This window comes from Streptomyces sp. V1I1 (assembly GCF_030817355.1).
Taxonomy (GTDB): Bacteria; Actinomycetota; Actinomycetes; order Streptomycetales; family Streptomycetaceae; genus Streptomyces.
On the sequence record NZ_JAUSZH010000001.1, the window covers coordinates 2412969 to 2429385 of the forward strand.

Below are 16417 nucleotides of genomic sequence, written 5' to 3' on the forward strand. Positions count from 1 at the left end.
CCGCGTACAGGAGAATTCAGGCCATGAGCAACCCCCAGCAGCTGCGCTACAGCAAGGAGCACGAGTGGCTGTCGCCCGCCGAGGACGGCGTGTCGACGGTCGGCATCACGGAGCACGCGGCCAACGCGCTCGGCGATGTGGTGTACGTACAGCTCCCGGAGGTCGGTGACACGGTGACCGCGGGCGAGACCTGCGGCGAGCTGGAGTCGACCAAGTCGGTCAGCGACCTGTACTCGCCGATCAGCGGTGAGGTCGTCGAGGCCAACCAGGACGTGGTGGACGACCCTTCGCTGGTGAACTCCGCCCCCTTCGAGGGCGGCTGGCTCTTCAAGGTTCGCGTCGCGGAGGAGCCGAAGGACCTGCTCTCCGCCGACGAGTACACCGAGTTCTCCGGCTCCTAAGGACGTATGGCATGTCTGTTCTCAACACCCCTCTCCATGAACTGGACCCCGACGTCGCCGCCGCTGTCGACGCCGAGCTCCACCGTCAGCAGTCCACCCTCGAGATGATCGCCTCGGAGAACTTCGCTCCGGTCGCGGTCATGGAGGCGCAGGGCTCCGTCCTCACCAACAAGTACGCCGAGGGCTACCCCGGCCGCCGCTACTACGGCGGCTGCGAGCACGTCGATGTCGTCGAGCAGATCGCCATCGACCGCATCAAGGAGCTCTTCGGCGCCGAGCACGCCAACGTCCAGCCGCACTCGGGCGCCCAGGCGAACGCGGCCGCGATGTTCGCGCTACTCAAGCCGGGCGACACGATCATGGGTCTGAACCTCGCCCACGGCGGGCACCTGACCCACGGCATGAAGATCAACTTCTCCGGCAAGCTTTACAACGTGGTCGCGTACCACGTCGACGACGCCACCGGTCAGGTCGACATGGCCGAGGTCGAACGGCTCGCCAAGGAGTCGAAGCCGAAGCTGATCGTGGCCGGCTGGTCCGCGTACCCGCGTCACCTGGACTTCGCGGCCTTCCGCCGGATCGCCGACGAGGTCGGCGCGTATCTGATGGTCGACATGGCCCACTTCGCGGGTCTCGTCGCCGCCGGACTGCACCCCAACCCGGTGCCGCACGCCCATGTCGTCACCACGACCACGCACAAGACCCTCGGCGGTCCGCGCGGCGGTGTGATCCTGTCCACGCAGGAGCTCGCCAAGAAGATCAACTCAGCAGTCTTCCCGGGCCAGCAGGGCGGTCCGCTGGAGCACGTCATCGCGGCGAAGGCGGTCGCGTTCAAGGTCGCGGCGTCCGAGGAGTTCCAGGAGCGCCAGCAGCGCACCATCGACGGCGCCCGGATCCTCGCCGCGCGTCTCGTCCGGGACGATGTGACCGAGCACGGCGTCTCCGTCCTGTCGGGCGGCACCGATGTGCACCTGGTCCTGGTCGACCTGCGCAACTCCGAGCTGGACGGCCAGCAGGCCGAGGACCGGCTCCACGAGGTGGGCATCACCGTCAACCGGAACGCCATTCCGAACGACCCGCGGCCGCCGATGGTCACCTCGGGTCTGCGGATCGGCACCCCGGCGCTGGCCACCCGCGGTTTCCAGGACGAGGACTTCCGTGAGGTTGCCGACATCATCGCCGAGGCGCTGAAGCCGTCGTACGACACTCAGGCGCTGAGCGCCCGGGTCTCGGCGCTGGCCGCGAAGCACCCGCTTTACCCCGGCCTGAAGTAGTTCCGTACGCTTTTGTACGAAACGCTTTTGTACGAACCCGTGGGGCACCGCGCACACTGGACAGTGCGCGCGGTGCCCCGCACCGTGTGCCCCGCTGTACCCCGCTCGCTTCTGCACCACCCCGGCAGACAACGGCGTCTACCAACCATCTAGGAGTTCTCCGTGGCCATCTCGGTCTTCGACCTGTTCTCGATCGGCATCGGCCCGTCCAGCTCCCACACGGTCGGCCCGATGCGCGCCGCCGCCATGTTCGCCCGGCGGCTCAAGAACGAGGGCATGCTGGCCCACACCGCCGCCATACGCGCAGAGCTCTTCGGCTCCCTGGGCGCGACCGGCCACGGCCACGGCACTCCCAAGGCGGTCCTGCTCGGCCTGGAGGGCAATTCTCCCCGTACCGTCGACGTCGAGACCGCGGACGCGCAGGTCGAGCGCATCCGTACCAGCGGCCGGATCAGTCTGCTCGGCAGCCACGAGATCGGCTTCGACTTCGACAAGGATCTGGTCCTGCACCGCCGCAAGGCGCTGCCGTACCACGCCAACGGCATGACGATCTTCGCGTACGACGCCGAGGGCGCGACGGTGCTGGAAAAGACGTACTACTCGGTGGGCGGCGGCTTCGTCGTTGACGAGGACGCTGTCGGCGAGGACCGGATCAAGCTCGACGACACCGTGCTGAAGTACCCCTTCCGCACCGGTGACGAGCTGCTGCGGCTCGCCCAGGAGAACGGTCTGTCCATCTCCGCGCTGATGCTGGAGAACGAGAAGGCCTGGCGCTCCGAGGAGGAGATCCGCGAGGGCCTGCTGGAGATCTGGCGGGTCATGCAGGCCTGTGTCTCGCGCGGCATGTCCCGCGAGGGCATCCTGCCCGGCGGTCTCAAGGTCCGCCGCCGTGCGGCCAACTCGGCCCGCCAGCTGCGCGCCGAGGGCGACGCGCTGGCCCGCTCCATGGAGTGGATCACGCTGTACGCGATGGCCGTGAACGAGGAGAACGCCGCGGGCGGCCGGGTGGTCACCGCCCCCACCAACGGCGCCGCGGGCATCATCCCGGCCGTGCTGCACTACTACATGAACTTCGTGCCCGGCGCCGACGAGGAGGGCGTGGTCCGCTTCCTGCTGGCCGCGAGCGCGATCGGCATGCTCTTCAAGGAGAACGCCTCCATCTCCGGCGCCGAGGTCGGCTGCCAGGGCGAGGTCGGTTCCGCCTGCTCGATGGCTGCGGGCGCGCTCGCCGAGGTGCTGGGCGGGACCCCTGAGCAGGTCGAGAACGCCGCGGAGATCGGCATGGAGCACAACCTCGGCCTGACCTGCGACCCGGTCGGCGGCCTGGTCCAGATTCCGTGCATCGAGCGCAACGGCATGGCTGCGGTGAAGGCCGTGACGGCGGCGAGAATGGCGATGCGCGGCGACGGCAGCCACAAGGTCTCGCTGGACAAGGTCATCAAGACGATGAAGGACACCGGCGCGGACATGTCGGTGAAGTACAAGGAGACCGCGCGCGGCGGCCTCGCGGTGAACATCATCGAATGCTGAGCATCGTCGGTGCTGAGCTTCATCGAGTGCTGAGCATCATCCGCTGCTGAGCCGGTGCGAAGACCTCGGCGGGTCAAGTCGGTTCACGCGAATTCACCCGCACGGGGGAGTTTTCTGAGCTCCGAACGTTTTTTCACCCCCGTGCGCCCGAAACCTCGCACTAGCCTCCCAGCCAGTACGCCCAACCCCAGGTGGCCACATCGGGCTCGCCGCAGCAAGGAGAAACAGCCATGGCCGAGGGGCTGACTTCCACGTCGTCCGGCTTACACGCACCCCTCCCCGGACCGTACGGCCGGGCCTACCGCACCCGGGGCCGTACCGTCGTCGAGCTGCACGGGGAGGTCGACATCGCCGCGGCGAAGCCCATCGGGGCCTATCTGGACGTGGTCACCGCCGTCCGCGGCCACCATGTGGTGGTCGATCTGACGCATGTGGCGTTCTTCGACTGCTCGGGACTGGCCCTGCTGTGCCGCGCGCGGCGGCGTACCGCCGAGAACGGCGGGCGGATGTGGGTGGTGTGCGACCGCCCGGCGATTCTGCGCGTGTTCCGGGCGGGCGCGGTGCTCGAAGTGCTCCGTACGCTGCCGACGCTGGACGGGGCCCTGGCGGCCGAGGACTGGTGAACTCCGGCGGTCCGGGGCCTGGCCGGGGAGCCTCCCCCAGAGCCTTCGGCCTGGGAGGTGCCCCCCGGTGGATCATGCCTTGCTCAGCCCTTGTCAGCCCTTGTCAGCCCTTGTCAGCCCTTGCTGAGCGAGGCCCAGAACTCCTCGAACGTCAACTGACCGTCGCCGTTCGTGTCCTTGGTCTTGATCACTGCCTCGGCGACCGTCTCGGTGACATTGAAGTCCCCCAGCTGCGCCATCACGCTCTTGTACTCCGCCGCCGTGATCAGGCCGTCGCCGTTCACGTCGTACCGCTCGAACGCCCGGCGCGCCTCTTCGATGTCGGCCACTGCTTCCGCCCCTTCTTGGTGCATTACTGACGGAGGTCAGATTAACGGCCTGGTGGAGACTTGGGGCGAGGAGGTACGCGGGATGAGCGACGCACTGGCGAGGATCCTGGCAGCCGCGGCGGCCGGGGAGTTCCCGCCACCGGACGGTTCCACAACCGTGGTCGGGCAGCCGAACGCGCGCGACGCGGGCGTGGTGGCGTTCACCGCGCACTCGGTGATCTTCACGGACGAGGATCCGGAGTGGGTACGGGCCGAGCTCGCCGCGACCGACTCCGACCGGCTTGCCGCCGCGATGAACCCGGCGTTCCTGGCCGCCATGCTGGCCCGCACCGGCCGCTCGATGAACACCATCGACATGCTGACGGTCGCCGCGGCGCTGCCGGGCAGGCCCGATCTCGAGCTGCGTGAGATCGAGGACCCGGACCACCCGCGAGTGGCGCGGGCCCTGAAGTTCCGTGACGGCGTACGGGTCTGGGCCGCCGCAGGCGGAGTGGTGGTGCTCGGCCGGGGTGTGGCCGGCCGCTGGGAGACCGCGATCGAGGTGGACGAACGGGCACGCGGCCTCGGTCTGGGCGTGGCGCTCGCTCTGGCGGCACGCCATCTGGTGCCGGACTCCGTGGTGTGGGCCCAGCAGTCGCCGGGGAACGCCCGCAGCGTGCGGACGTTCCAGGCCGCGGGCTTCAGACCGGTGGGCTCCGAGGCGCTGTTCGTGGCCGGCTGAACAGACGACAGAAAAGGCTTCAACTACCTTTTCCGTAGGGCGGAAGATGATTTTCCGCCCTACTGGATGCAGTTCTGGCCAAATCCCCGAGGAGAATTCGTCACTCTCCGCCGACGGGAGATAACTTCATGCCGTCGCCGCCACACCAGGAGCACAGGGCTCCCAGGGACAAGCGGCGCAAAGGTGATGTCATCGTGACGATCACAACCGACTCCTTCTCGGTCCGGCCCTTCACCCGTAACTGTCACATCATTTGGGACGAGGGCGACCATGTCCTGATCGAGGTTTCCCCGGGGAACAGCTATTTCTCCGCCCGCCGGATCACGGAACTCACACGCTGGGCGGCCCCGCGTTCCACCGCGGTGGACATCGTCTACGCCGATCTGCATGTGGCAGCCGTCTTCGCTTCATTGGGCCACGCTCCCGAACAAGCCGCCCGGCGCGCGGCCAAGGAGCTCAAGGCGGTACGCAGGCGAATTGTCGGCGGAGTGGCGGCGGCCGGGCCGCCGGGCCGCCGGATCGGTGTGCGGGCGCTGTCGGAGTTCTCCGACGATCGGGTCTACGCGCTGCTGCACCGGCGGGTCCAGCACTTCCTCGCCACCGACGATGAATTCCGCAAGAGCTGCGACCTCATGGTTCAGCAGTTCCTGGCGCCCAAACTGGCAGCCGGTGAATCCATCTCCCCCGAGCAGCGGTCCGCCTGTCTCGACTACATAGCCGCCGAACTCCCCTTCTTCCTCGACACTCCGGGGATTCTCGGCGTCCCTTCCTCCGTCTCCTGCTATAACGCGCTGATGCCGCTGACGGAACTTCTCTTCTCGAAGGGCGGCGGGCTACGAGTCGCCCGCAATCAGGCCTATGCCGTCGTACGGCCCGAAGCACCCGAAGCACCCGAAAGGAGCGCGCGGACCATGACCCCCAATCCCGAGCAGCTTGATTTCCCGCTCTCCCGGCGCGGTGATGTGCTCCCCGCCGAGTGCTCCTGGCTGCGCGAGAAACAGCCGGTGGCCAGGGTGCGTACGCTCACCGGCGACAGCGCCTGGCTGGTGAGCAGTTACGCGCTGGCCAAGCAAATTCTGGATGACGAGCGGTTCAGCCTCAAGGACACGGCCGCTCCCGGAGTGCCCCGGCAGTACGCGCTGACGATCCCGCCCGAGGTCGTCAACAACATGGGGAACATCAGCAGCACGGGGCTGCGCGGCGCGGTGATGAAGGCGCTCAGCCCACGGGCCGACGGCCTGCAGGAGTGGCTGCGCGCCAAGGCCGACGAACTCGTCGACGGCCTGCTGGCCGAGGGACCCCGGTCGACTTCCGGGCGGGGTTCGCAGACCCGTTCTCGGCTGCCCTGCACTGCAAGGTGATCGGGGTGCCGTTCGCCGACTGGCGGCGGCTGATGTCGGGGCTCGACATCGCCTTCATGACCAGCGTCCGGCCTTTCGACGGGGCGAGCCTCAACTGGTACAAGGACCTCGGCCATATGGTCGACCGGCTCAACTCCCCCGAGCGCACCGGTCTACTGGCCGCGCTGGCGGCGCTGCGCGAGGACGCGGAATCCGCGCATCTTACGGACGAGATGCTGGCGACCGTCGCCGTGTCGCTGTTCGGCGCGGGCGCGGTCTCCACCTCCGCCTTCCTGGTCCTGGCCGTGCTGGCGCTGCTCCAGCGCCCCGAGCTGATCGGGTACCTGCGGGACCACCCGGAGCGCATGGGGCCCGCCGTCGACGAGCTGCTGCGCTGGAATCTCTCGATCGGCGACGGACTGCCGCGGCTCGCCCTCGCCGATGTCCGGCTCGGTGAAGTCCTCGTCCGCAAGGGCGAGTTGGTGCTGGTCCTGGTGGAGGGGGCGAACTTCGACCCGGAGGTCTTCGAGAACCCCGAGCGCCTCGACCTGGAGCGGGCGCACAATCCGCATCTCTCGTTCGGGGGCGGCCGCCACTTCTGTCCGGCGTCCGGCCTGGGGCGGCTGCACGCCGAGACCGCGCTGGCGGCGATCGTGGAGCGGCTGCCGCGGCTGCGGCTCGCCGTACCGGATGAGCAGTTGGTGTGGCGTACGGGCTTCATCAAACGGCTGCCGGAGCGGCTGCCGGTGCTGTGGTGAGGCGGGGCCCTGCGGTGAGCCGTTAACCGGGGCTCCGCCCCAGACCCCGCGCCTCAAACTCCCCCAGACTTCGTCCGGGGGGACCCCCACGAGGCTGATTTTCGGGGCTCCGCCCCGGGCCCCGCTCCTCCGCCGGAGGGGCTTGATTTCAGCCCGTCCGGAACCGCGACTCAATCGCCGGCGGGGCTTGAATTTCCCGCCGGTCGGCCTGAAACTCCAGGCCGACCGGCGGAAATCAAGCCCGTTGGGGTCCCCCGGACGAAGTCTGGGGGGGGAGATTGAGGACACGGCCGGAGGCCGTACGGGGGCCGGGGACTCGCACCGCACTCGTCCTAGCGGAAGACACCCGTGTGGCCGAGCGAGTAGCGGCCGGGCTGCGGGTAGACCGCGAGTCCGTGCGGGCCGCCGCCCACCGCGATACGGGCCAGCTGCTTGCCGGTGGTGGTGTCGATCGCGTACACCTCGGAGTCGTAACGCCCGGACAGCCACAGCACCTTGCCGTCCGCCGAGACACCGCCCATGTCGGGGCTGCCGCCGTCCGGCAGCCACCACTTCTTGGTGAGCCTGTTCTGCTTGAAGTCGAAGATCGAGATGGAGCCCTCGCCCCGGTTGGGGATGTACATCTCCTTGGAGTCACGGCTGATGTAGAGGCCGTGGCAGCCCTTCCCGGTGGGCAGCAGCCCGGGCGTCAGGAAGCTGTCGCCGTCGAGCACCCAGATGCCGTGCGCCATCATGTCGGCGATGTAGAAGGTCTTGCCGTCCGGGGAGAGCTTCACGTCCTGCGGCATCGCGCCCTGGAAGGGCAGCTTCAGCCGGCCGATGACCTCCATCTTCTCCGTGTCGACCTTCAGCAGCTGGCCGGAGAACTCGCAGGAGACGACGAAGTACCTGCCGTCGGCGGAGAAGTCCGCGTGGTTGACGCCGTAGCAGGAGACCGGGGTCGACTTGACCTTCTTCATGGTGTGCGGGTCACGGAAGACGAGTTCGCGGTCCAGGGAGGCCATCACGATGGCGTACTTGCCGTTGGGCGTGAAGTAGAGGTTGTAGGGGTCGTGCACCTCCACCGCCTGGCCCGCGATGCCGGTGGCCGGGTCGATCGGGGTGAGCGTGTGGCCACGGTTGTTGTTGACCCAGAGCGTCTTCATGTCCCAGGACGGGACGACGTGCTGCGGCTGGACGCCGACCGGGATCGTCCCGATGACCTTGTACGTGGTGGGGTCGATGACCGAGACGGTGTTGGAGCTGGTGTTGGGGACGTACACCCGGGACGGGAAGCCCCTGACCACCGGCGAGAGCCTGCCCGGCCGGTCCGCGGAGTAGATGTCGTCCGGGTCGAGCACCGGCGGCATGCCGGGCAGTCCGGCCGGGGCAACGGCCTTGGGCCTGGCGGGCAGCGCGGCGGACTTGGTGCGGCGCTCCTCGTCGCCGTGTGAGCTGCAGCCCACGAACAGGGCGAACAGGGCGAACAGCGCGCCGGCGAGGAGCGCGGTGGTTCTCTTGGTGAGCGGAATGAGCGGGTGCATCAGGTCAGCAGCTCCGTGGTCGTCACCGCGCGCAGTCCGCGGCGGTCGAGGTCGTCGAGGAGGCCGGGTAGTGCGGCGACGGTGTCCGCATAGCCGAAGTGCAGGCTCACCACGGATCCGCGCTGGATCTGCCGGGTGACGTTGCGGGTGACGGCCGTGGCGCCGGGCGAGGTGAAGTCGAGGGAGTCGACGTCGTACGAGAGGACGTGCGGGTAGCCGGCCCGGTGGGCCAGTCCGGCGACGAGGGGGGTCGCGTACTGCGTACGGGAGGGGCGGAACCAGCTGCCGATGGAACCGGTGAGCCGGCGCAGCCGCTCGGCGCAGTCGGTGATCTCGGCGTACGCCTCGGTCTCGGACATCGATGAGATGCCCAGATGGCGCTGGGTGTGGTTGCCGAGGTCGTGGCTGCCGTCGAGGATCCGGCGGGCAAGCTCGGGGTGCTGGTCGAGCCAGTCGCCGACGACGAGCACGGTGATGCGGGCGCCGGCCCGCTCGGCCTCGGCGAGCACGGCCTTGGCGATGTCCGGGCCGCCCTGGCCGTGGAAGGTGAGGGCCACCCTGTCGCGGTCGCGTGGGCCGTGCGCGATCTCGGCGGGCTGCCCGGGGGAACGGCGCGGGGCAGGTGCGGGACGGGGACCGCGGGACGGCCGGGCAGACGCGACGGGCGGCGCCGGGGCGGGACCGCCGTCGGTGCAGCCTGTGGCGGCGGCGGCCCCCACCCCTGCGCGCAGTGCGCTGCGGCGGTCGATCGAGCTCACGGGAAAGCACAGTAGGGGCGAACCAGGCAAAAAATAACGATTGAGCCAATTCGGGATATTCGCAGGTCGGACCGCCGGAGCCCGGTCTTCAATCGGCGAGGCAATGAAACACTCGCCAAACCCTATATTTATTCAGCATTTACTAGGCAGGTGGCCCATCTCACCTACGATTCACTTCCAAGTTGCTTCGCTTTGCTCACGTATGCCCGAGTAAGGACTTTTGGCAGTGCGGTTTCCCGTCTGCCATAGTCGATGACACGACCCCCATTGACCCGGGCCAGGTCGTCGCAAGCTGCCGTGGATACACCCCCCAATCCACGGCGCTCCGCAGAAGCCCCCGCTCAGGGGGCTTCTGTGTGTCCGGGTCGCACTGTCCGGGGCAAGCCGTCCGGGTCGTGTCAGCGGTCTGAGACCCGCATCTCGAACCACGTGGTCTTGCCGCGCGGCAGCAGATCCACGCCCCACCGGTCGGAGAGTTTGTCGACGAGGAAGAGCCCACGGCCGCTGATGTCCATCTCCTGGACCGGCATCAGACAGGGCAGACCCCGCGAGGGATCGCGGACCTCGATCCTGATCCAGCCGCGGCGGCGCAGCATCCGCAGCCCGAAGACCCGTGCCCCGGTGTGCCGTACGGCGTTGCCGACGAGCTCCGAGACCAGTAACACCGCGTGCTCGGCGGTCTGCGGGGAGAGTGCCCACTGGCGCAGCACCACGCACTGGGTCAGCCGGCGCGCGGTGGCGGCGGACTCGGGGCGGGAGGGGAGCTTTATTTCCTCGTCCGTGGGATCGCCGAACAACTCCAGTGCCCTGAGCGCCTGTTCGTCCTCGACGGCAGGCAACCACCGCGCCGCGGCCGCGTTGCCGCGCTGCCGCGGCTGTTCCACACCTTCGAGGCCCGCCATGCCCCCATCATGGCCGCAACGAGCGAATTCCGGGGCCGTTCCGGCGGAATAGGGCCCCCGGAATCGGCTGCTCCGGGGGGATCTGACGGCATATGACTATGGCCGTATGCAGGCCCTCACGCCCGTCCTGAGCTGCCCTGACGCCTTGCTTATGAATGATCGCCAAGCGCTGCGGACCGATAGGACTTAAGGCTGCTTTAAGGCCCAGCTAAGCTGCACACAGGGTTGACGCGGACAGCCGATGTATCCAACTGACTTGAACTCAGAGGAACTTGGCCTTGCCCGGGCCCTCTTCCACAAAGCTGCGCATCCCGCGCTCGCGGTCCTCTGTCGCGAACAGGCCCGCGAACCAGTTGCGTTCAATGGCGAGGCCCGTCTCGATGTCCGTCTCAAGACCCGCGTCGATGGACTCCTTGGCGGCGCGCAGTGCCAGCGCAGGTCCCTGGGCGAGCTTCGCGGCCCAGGCGTGGGCCTGCTCGTACACCTCGGCGGCCGGTACGACACGGTCCACCAGGCCCAGTTGGAGCGCCTCGTCCGCCTTCACCATGCGGCCGGTGAAGATCAGGTCCTTGGCTTTGGACGGGCCGATCAGCCGCGACAGCCGCTGGGTGCCGCCGGCGCCCGGGATCAGGCCCAGCAGGATCTCCGGCTGACCGAGCTTGGCGTTGTCCGCGGCGATCCGGAAGTCGGCGCAGAGCGCCAGCTCGCAGCCACCGCCCAGCGCATAGCCGGTGACGGCCGCGACGACGGGCTTGGGGATGCGGGCGACGGCGGTGAAGGATTCCTGGAGTGCCCGGGACCGCACGACCATCGCCGTGTGGTCCATCGCCTGCATCTCCTTGATGTCGGCGCCGGCCGCGAACACCTTCTCGCCGCCGTACAGGATCACGGCCCGTACGTCGTCCCGGCGGGCCGCCTCATCGGCGAGCTCGCGCAGCCGGTCCTGGACTGCGATGTCCAGCGCGTTCATCGGCGGGCGGTCGAGACGGATGGTGCCGACACCTTCGGAGACCTCAAGATTGACTGTCATGGACCGAGGTTAGCCCGCGTTAACGGCAACGGACCCGGTGCTCTCCGTCACAGCACCGGGTCCGTTCTCGTCGTACAGGAACTACTTGGTCCACTCCGCCCAGGACATGTTCCAGCCGTTCAGGCCGTTCTCCGGGGATATCTGCTTGTCCTTGGAGTTCTTCACGATCACCACGTCGCCGATGATCGAGCTGTCGAAGAACCAGGCCGCCGGAGTGGAGCCGTCACCGGCGCCGCGGGCGTCGCGCAGGCCCACGCAGCCGTGGCTGACATTCGCCGATCCGAAGGTCCCGGACGAGGCCCAGTAGTTGCCGTGGACGAAGGTGCCCGAGTTGGACAGGCGCATCGCGTGCGGCACGTCCTTGATGTCGTACTCGCCGCCGAAGCCGACGGTGGCGCCGTTCATCCGGGTCACCTTGTACTTCTCGCTGATGACCATCTGGCCGTTGTACGTCGTGGTCGACGGCGCGCCGGCGGTTATCGGGATGTTCTTGATCTGCTTGCCGTCGCGTACGACCTTCATCCGGTGCGACTTGGCGTCCACGGTGGAGACCTGGCTGCGGCCGATGGTGAACTTCACCGTCTTGGACTGCTTGCCGTACACACCCGGGCGGCCCTCGACGCCGTCCAGGTTCAGCTTCACGGTCACCTTGGTGCCCGCGGCCCAGTACTTCTCCGGGCGGAAGTCGAGGCGGTCGTTGCCGAACCAGTGGCCCTCGACCGGCACCGACGGCTCGGCCGTCACCTTGATGGCCCGCTCGACGGCGGCGGGGTCGGTGATGCCACGGGTGAAGTTGATCGAGACCGGCATGCCGACGCCGACCGTCGAACCGTCCTCGGGGTTGTAGTGCCCGATGAAGGTGTTCTTCGGGACGAGCGTGGTGAAGCTGGTGTCCTTCGCCGACTCACGGCCGTCCGCGTCCTTGGCGACGGCGTGCACCTTGTACTTGGTGGAACCGGCCAGATGCTGCAGCGGCTGCCAACTGGCGCCGTCCGCGGCGAGCTTGCCCTCGACCGGGGCGCCCTTGTCGTCCTGGACCGTGACCGTGGTCAGCTTGCCCTTGGCCGCGGTGACCTTCAGCGCGCCACTGGTGGCGACCGAGTCGGCGCCGTCCTTGGGCGCTATGGTCACCACCGCCTGGGAGGCCGCGTTCCCGACCTTCCCGCCGTCCTTATTGCCCTTGCCGTCGCTGTCCTTGTCGGAGTCACCGCCCCCGCAGGCCGTGACCAGCACCAGCAATGCCCCCAGCGCCAGAGCCCGCAGCGGGGCGCCCCCACGCCCGCGTCCCGCCCCGGCCGACGCCCCCGATATCGGCTGCCCGTTCAAAATGGTCTCTCCCCTCGCACGGCCTGGCCCCGCCAAAGCCCGCACCCCCGCGCGCCTCACGCACGCACGGCGATAGATAATCACACCGCGGGTAGTTGATCCTCCCCGCGAATGTCACCGTTCAGTCCCAACTTGTCCGGTGGGCTCATCTGAACGGTGCGGGCCTTGCAGGTCAGGCGAGGGTCAGCCCAGCGCGGAACCGGCCTTCCACGTCTTCCAGTCCAGGTTCCAGCCGCCGAGGCCGTTACTGGGGTCGACCTTCTTGTCACGCGAATTGAAGACCTCGACCACATCGCCGATCAGCGTCCGGTCGAAGAACCAGCCGGCCGGGGTGTCCCCGCTGCCGCCCTTCACATCACGCAGTCCGACACAGCCATGGGACACATTCGCCGAGCCGAACGTCTCCGGCGCGGCCCAGTAGTTGCCGTGCAGGAAGGTGCCGGATTTGGTCAGCCGCAGCGCGTGCGGCACATCCTTGATGTCGTACTCGCCCCTGCCGTTCCGCCTCTTGAAGCCGACCGTCGCACCGTTCATCCGGGTCACGTCGAACATCTCCATGACCACCATCTTTCCGTTGTACGTCGTCGACTTCGGTGCTCCGGCCGTGATCGGCAGGGTCGCCAGAACCCCGCCGTCGCGCCGTACCTCCATGGTGTGCTTCGCCGCGTCGACGAGCGAGACCTGCGAACGGCCGATGGTGAAGGCGACGGTCTTCTGCTGGATGCCGTACACCCCCGGCGCGCCCTCGACGTCGCGCAGCCGCAGCTCGACGGTGACCTTGGTGCCCGGCTTCCAGTAGTCGCGCGGACGGAAGTCGAGGCGCTCGCTACCGAACCAGTGGCCTGCGATCTCGACCGGCGGGTCCGAGCTGATGCGGATGGCGCGCTCGACGGCCTCGCGGTCCTCGATCTCCCGGTTGAAGTCGAAGGAGACGATCATGCCGGTGCCGACGGTCGAGCGGTTCTCGGGCTTGAAGTAGCCGATGAAGCGGCGCTCGGGGACCTGCGTGGTGAAGGTCGTATGGCGCGCCGAGCGGCGGCCGTGCCCGTCCAGCGCGACCACGTCGACGCTGTACTTGGCGGCCAGGTCGAGGCGGGTGCCCTCGTCCGGCTTCCAGCTCAGGCCGTCCTCGGAGATCTCGCCGTGGATCTCGGTGGGCTGGGCGTCCTCGACCTGCGTCACCTTGACCCGCTCGAGCCGCCCGCTGGGCAACCGCACCTCGAGGGGGCCGTCGGGGCCGACCCCCTTCGCGCCGTCCTCGGGGACAACTCGGATCGTGTCCTCGATCGACCGCGGCTTGCTGCCGATGTCCAGCTTCTCGCTGGTGCAGCCGGTCAGCCCGGCCATGAGTCCTGCCCATGTCAGGGCGATGGCCACGCCCTGCCCTGCCCGCTTCATTACGTGTCTCACGTACCGCCCAACGACCACGCCCCTCCAGGGGAAACGTGAGAGCAGGGCCATGTTGGGACAAGAGCAGCGCGGGCAGAACAGGTGGGAGGCCACGCGTGGGCTGCCGCGGCCGGGACGCCGTGAGCAGCCGTACTCCCCCAGAGCCTTCCGGCGCCTGGGGAGGTATCCCCAGCGTGGCCCGACGAGCCGCGGGAGGCCGGCAGGTGTCGAGCGCAGCCGAGCAGGAGACAGTGCAGGAGGGGGTGCGGGACGACCTGCCCGGCCCACTTCCGGCGGCCGGGGTCAACGGCCTCCACCGGGAGCCCGGAGCCCGCAGGCCATCGGTGTGGCCGGGGGCGCCGACGCCTCTCGGGGCCCGTTTCCGGGTCGGTCCGGACGGGGTGGCGGGGACCAACTTCGCGCTCTGGGCGGGCGGTGCGGAGGCGGTCGAGCTGTGCCTCTTCGACGACGGGGGCGATTCGGCCACGGAGACGCGGCTGCCGCTGACCGAGCTGACGCATGAGATCTGGCACGGCTTCGTGCCCGGGATCCGGCCGGGTCAGCGGTACGGCTACCGGGTGCACGGCCGCTGGGACCCGTGGACGGGTGCCCGCTGGAATCCGGCGAAGCTGCTGCTCGATCCGTACGCACGGGCGGTGGACGGGGACTTCGGCCTGCCCGCGGAGGTGTACGGACACGTACGCGACTGGCCGCAGCAGCATGTCGCGGACACCGTGCGCGACGACCGGGACTCGGCGCCCCATGTGCCCAAGGGCGTCGTCGTCCACGATGACGACGACTGGGCGGACGACCGCAGGCCCAAGACCCCGTGGGCGGACTCGGTCATATACGAACTTCATGTGCGTGGCTTCACCAAGCTCCATCCGGGGATCCCCGAAGAGCTGCGGGGCACCTACGCGGGGCTCGCGCATCCGGCGGCGATCGAGCATCTGGTGCGGCTCGGGGTGACGGCGGTCGAACTGCTGCCGGTGCACCAGTACGCGCACGAGGACCATCTGCTGAAGCGGGGGCTGCGCAACTACTGGGGCTACAACTCCATCGGCTACTTCGCGCCGCATGCCGGGTACTCGGCGAGCGGAACGCGGGGGGAGCAGGTCGGCGAGTTCAAACGGATGGTGCGCGCGCTGCACACCGCAGGCATCGAGGTCATCCTCGATGTGGTCTACAACCACACCGCGGAGGCGGGTGAGCTGGGTCCGACGCTGTCGCTGCGCGGGATCGACAACCGCGGCTACTACCGCCTCCAGTCGGACGCCCGGACGTACGCCGATTACACCGGGTGCGGCAATACGTTGCATGTGGTGCAGCCACATGTGCTGCGGCTGATCACCGATTCGCTGCGCTACTGGGTGACCGAGATGGGCGTCGACGGCTTCCGCTTCGACCTGGCGGCGGCGCTGGCACGCTCCATGCACGACGTCGACATGCTCTCCCCCTTCCTCGCGGTGATCGCCCAGGACCCGGTGCTGCGGCGGGTGAAGCTGATCGCCGAGCCGTGGGACGTCGGCAACGGCGGCTACCAGGTGGGCGCGTTCCCGCCGCTGTGGACCGAGTGGAACGACCGGTACCGCGACGCCGTACGGGACTTCTGGCGCGGCGCGCTGCCCGACGTACGAGATCTGGGATACCGGCTTTCCGGATCCAGCGATCTGTACGCGTGGGGAGGGCGGCGGCCGTACGCCTCCATCAACTTCGTCACAGCGCACGACGGGTACACCCTGCGCGACCTGGTCAGTTACGAACAGAAGCACAACGAGGCCAACGGGGAGGGCAATCGGGACGGCACAAACGGCAACCGGTCCTGGAACTGCGGCGCGGAGGGCGAGAGTGACGATCCGCGCATCAACGCGCTGCGGCGGCGCCAGCTGCGGAATCTGCTGACCACCCTGCTGGTGTCGACGGGTGTGCCGATGCTGGTCGCGGGCGACGAGATGGGCCGTACGCAGGGTGGCAACAACAACGCCTACTGCCAGGACAACGAGGTCGGCTGGCTGGACTGGTCGCTGCTGGAGACTCCAGGACCGCGTGGCCTGCTGGAGCTGACCACCCGGCTGCTGGCCCTGCGCCACAGCCACCCGGTGCTGCGCCGCCGCGCCTTCTTCTCGGGCCGCGCCCGGGCGGCGGACGGACTGCGGGACCTCGCCTGGTTCACCCCGCACGGCACGGAGATGACGGAACGGGACTGGTACGCCCCGGCGTCGACGCTGGCGCTCTATCTCTCGGGCCGTGACATCCCGGGGCGTGACGCGCGTGGAGCGGAGGTGACAGACGACAGCTTCCTGACGGTCCTGCACTCGGCGGACCGGCCGACGAGCTTCCAGCTGCCGGGCCCGCCGTGGGCGCAGTCGTACGAGCTGGTGGTGGACACCTCGCGGGAGGACCAGGAAACGGCGCCGGGAACGGTGCACGCGGGCGGGGAGACGGTGACGGTGCCGGCGCGGTCGGTGCTGCTGCTGCGGGTCAGGACGTAGGCCTGGCACCGGCGGGCTCGG

At 68.7% G+C, this 16417-nt stretch carries 15 protein-coding genes; 8 read left to right on the plus strand and 7 right to left on the minus strand.

All coding sequences use genetic code 11. The features are described from left to right. Window positions 1-23 precede the first annotated feature (23 nt). From gcvH to QFZ67_RS11460, 4 genes are all read left to right on the plus strand, one after another. Entirely contained in the window at window positions 24-401 is a 378-nt protein-coding gene (gene gcvH / locus QFZ67_RS11445) for a glycine cleavage system protein GcvH (RefSeq protein ID WP_307660977.1), read from the plus strand. A gap of 11 nt (window positions 402-412) precedes the next feature. Next, complete coding sequence (gene glyA / locus QFZ67_RS11450; RefSeq protein WP_307660978.1) at window positions 413-1675, plus strand: serine hydroxymethyltransferase; 1263 nt, start codon at window positions 413-415, stop codon at window positions 1673-1675. 162 nt (window positions 1676-1837) lie between these two features. Continuing rightward, window positions 1838-3205, plus strand: coding sequence for an L-serine ammonia-lyase (locus tag QFZ67_RS11455; protein ID WP_307660979.1), 1368 nt, complete (start codon window positions 1838-1840; stop codon window positions 3203-3205). Between the two features lie 230 nt (window positions 3206-3435). Then, window positions 3436-3828: an STAS domain-containing protein gene (locus tag QFZ67_RS11460; protein ID WP_307660980.1), complete on the plus strand. Its 393-nt coding sequence runs from the start codon at window positions 3436-3438 to the stop codon at window positions 3826-3828. A gap of 113 nt (window positions 3829-3941) precedes the next feature. On the opposite strand, the gene QFZ67_RS11465 is transcribed toward QFZ67_RS11460, so the two are convergent. Further along, window positions 3942-4157: an EF-hand domain-containing protein gene (locus tag QFZ67_RS11465; RefSeq protein ID WP_307660981.1), complete on the minus strand. Its 216-nt coding sequence runs from the start codon at window positions 4155-4157 to the stop codon at window positions 3942-3944. Between the two features lie 82 nt (window positions 4158-4239). Here QFZ67_RS11465 and QFZ67_RS11470 point away from each other — a divergent pair, with 82 nt between their 5' ends. The 3 genes from QFZ67_RS11470 (at window position 4240) to QFZ67_RS11480 (ending at window position 6976) form a co-directional block, all read left to right on the plus strand. Further along, the gene (locus QFZ67_RS11470) at window positions 4240-4878 is read left to right on the plus strand and encodes a GNAT family N-acetyltransferase (RefSeq protein ID WP_307660982.1); all 639 of its coding nucleotides are present in this window, start codon (window positions 4240-4242) and stop codon (window positions 4876-4878) included. Between the two features lie 194 nt (window positions 4879-5072). Further along, complete coding sequence (locus QFZ67_RS11475; protein WP_307660983.1) at window positions 5073-6239, plus strand: tRNA-dependent cyclodipeptide synthase; 1167 nt, start codon at window positions 5073-5075, stop codon at window positions 6237-6239. 5 nt (window positions 6240-6244) lie between these two features. Further along, on the plus strand, window positions 6245-6976 hold the full coding sequence (locus QFZ67_RS11480; RefSeq protein ID WP_307660984.1) for a cytochrome P450: 732 nt from the start codon (window positions 6245-6247) through the stop codon (window positions 6974-6976). A gap of 332 nt (window positions 6977-7308) precedes the next feature. Here QFZ67_RS11480 and QFZ67_RS11485 read toward each other — a convergent pair whose 3' ends face one another. The 6 genes from QFZ67_RS11485 to QFZ67_RS11510 all read right to left on the minus strand — a co-directional run bounded on the left by QFZ67_RS11485 (window position 7309) and on the right by QFZ67_RS11510 (window position 13925). Further along, window positions 7309-8499: a YncE family protein gene (locus QFZ67_RS11485; RefSeq protein ID WP_307660985.1), complete on the minus strand. Its 1191-nt coding sequence runs from the start codon at window positions 8497-8499 to the stop codon at window positions 7309-7311. Next, entirely contained in the window at window positions 8499-9257 is a 759-nt protein-coding gene (locus QFZ67_RS11490) for a polysaccharide deacetylase family protein (protein WP_307660986.1), read from the minus strand. The genes QFZ67_RS11485 and QFZ67_RS11490 overlap by 1 nt, the downstream gene beginning before the upstream one ends. A 398-nt stretch (window positions 9258-9655) precedes the next feature. After that, a complete protein-coding gene (locus tag QFZ67_RS11495) occupies window positions 9656-10159 on the minus strand; it encodes an ATP-binding protein (RefSeq protein WP_307660987.1) in 504 nt (167 codons plus the stop codon). A 262-nt stretch (window positions 10160-10421) separates the two neighbouring features. Next, window positions 10422-11189, minus strand: coding sequence for an enoyl-CoA hydratase/isomerase family protein (locus QFZ67_RS11500; protein WP_307660988.1), 768 nt, complete (start codon window positions 11187-11189; stop codon window positions 10422-10424). An 81-nt stretch (window positions 11190-11270) separates the two neighbouring features. After that, window positions 11271-12515, minus strand: a complete 1245-nt coding sequence (locus tag QFZ67_RS11505; protein ID WP_307660989.1) for an Ig-like domain-containing protein — start codon at window positions 12513-12515, stop codon at window positions 11271-11273. Between the two features lie 183 nt (window positions 12516-12698). Further along, a complete protein-coding gene (locus tag QFZ67_RS11510) occupies window positions 12699-13925 on the minus strand; it encodes an Ig-like domain-containing protein (RefSeq protein WP_307660990.1) in 1227 nt (408 codons plus the stop codon). A 203-nt stretch (window positions 13926-14128) separates the two neighbouring features. Between QFZ67_RS11510 and glgX the strand changes: the two genes are divergently transcribed. Further along, a complete protein-coding gene (gene glgX / locus QFZ67_RS11515; protein ID WP_307660991.1) occupies window positions 14129-16396 on the plus strand; it encodes a glycogen debranching protein GlgX in 2268 nt (755 codons plus the stop codon). Window positions 16397-16417: the final 21 nt, after the last annotated feature.

Excerpts from the sequence above, each read along its gene's own strand:
- QFZ67_RS11495 (WP_307660987.1), bottom strand. The coding sequence starts at position 10,159 with ATGGCGGGCCTCGAAGGTGTGGAACAGCCGCGGCAGCGCGGCAACGCG.
- glyA (WP_307660978.1), top strand. The coding sequence starts at position 413 with ATGTCTGTTCTCAACACCCCTCTCCATGAACTGGACCCCGACGTCGCC.
- QFZ67_RS11500 (WP_307660988.1), bottom strand. The coding sequence starts at position 11,189 with ATGACAGTCAATCTTGAGGTCTCCGAAGGTGTCGGCACCATCCGTCTC.
- QFZ67_RS11470 (WP_307660982.1), top strand. The coding sequence starts at position 4,240 with ATGAGCGACGCACTGGCGAGGATCCTGGCAGCCGCGGCGGCCGGGGAG.
- gcvH (WP_307660977.1), top strand. The coding sequence starts at position 24 with ATGAGCAACCCCCAGCAGCTGCGCTACAGCAAGGAGCACGAGTGGCTG.
- QFZ67_RS11485 (WP_307660985.1), bottom strand. The coding sequence starts at position 8,499 with ATGCACCCGCTCATTCCGCTCACCAAGAGAACCACCGCGCTCCTCGCC.
- QFZ67_RS11460 (WP_307660980.1), top strand. The coding sequence starts at position 3,436 with ATGGCCGAGGGGCTGACTTCCACGTCGTCCGGCTTACACGCACCCCTC.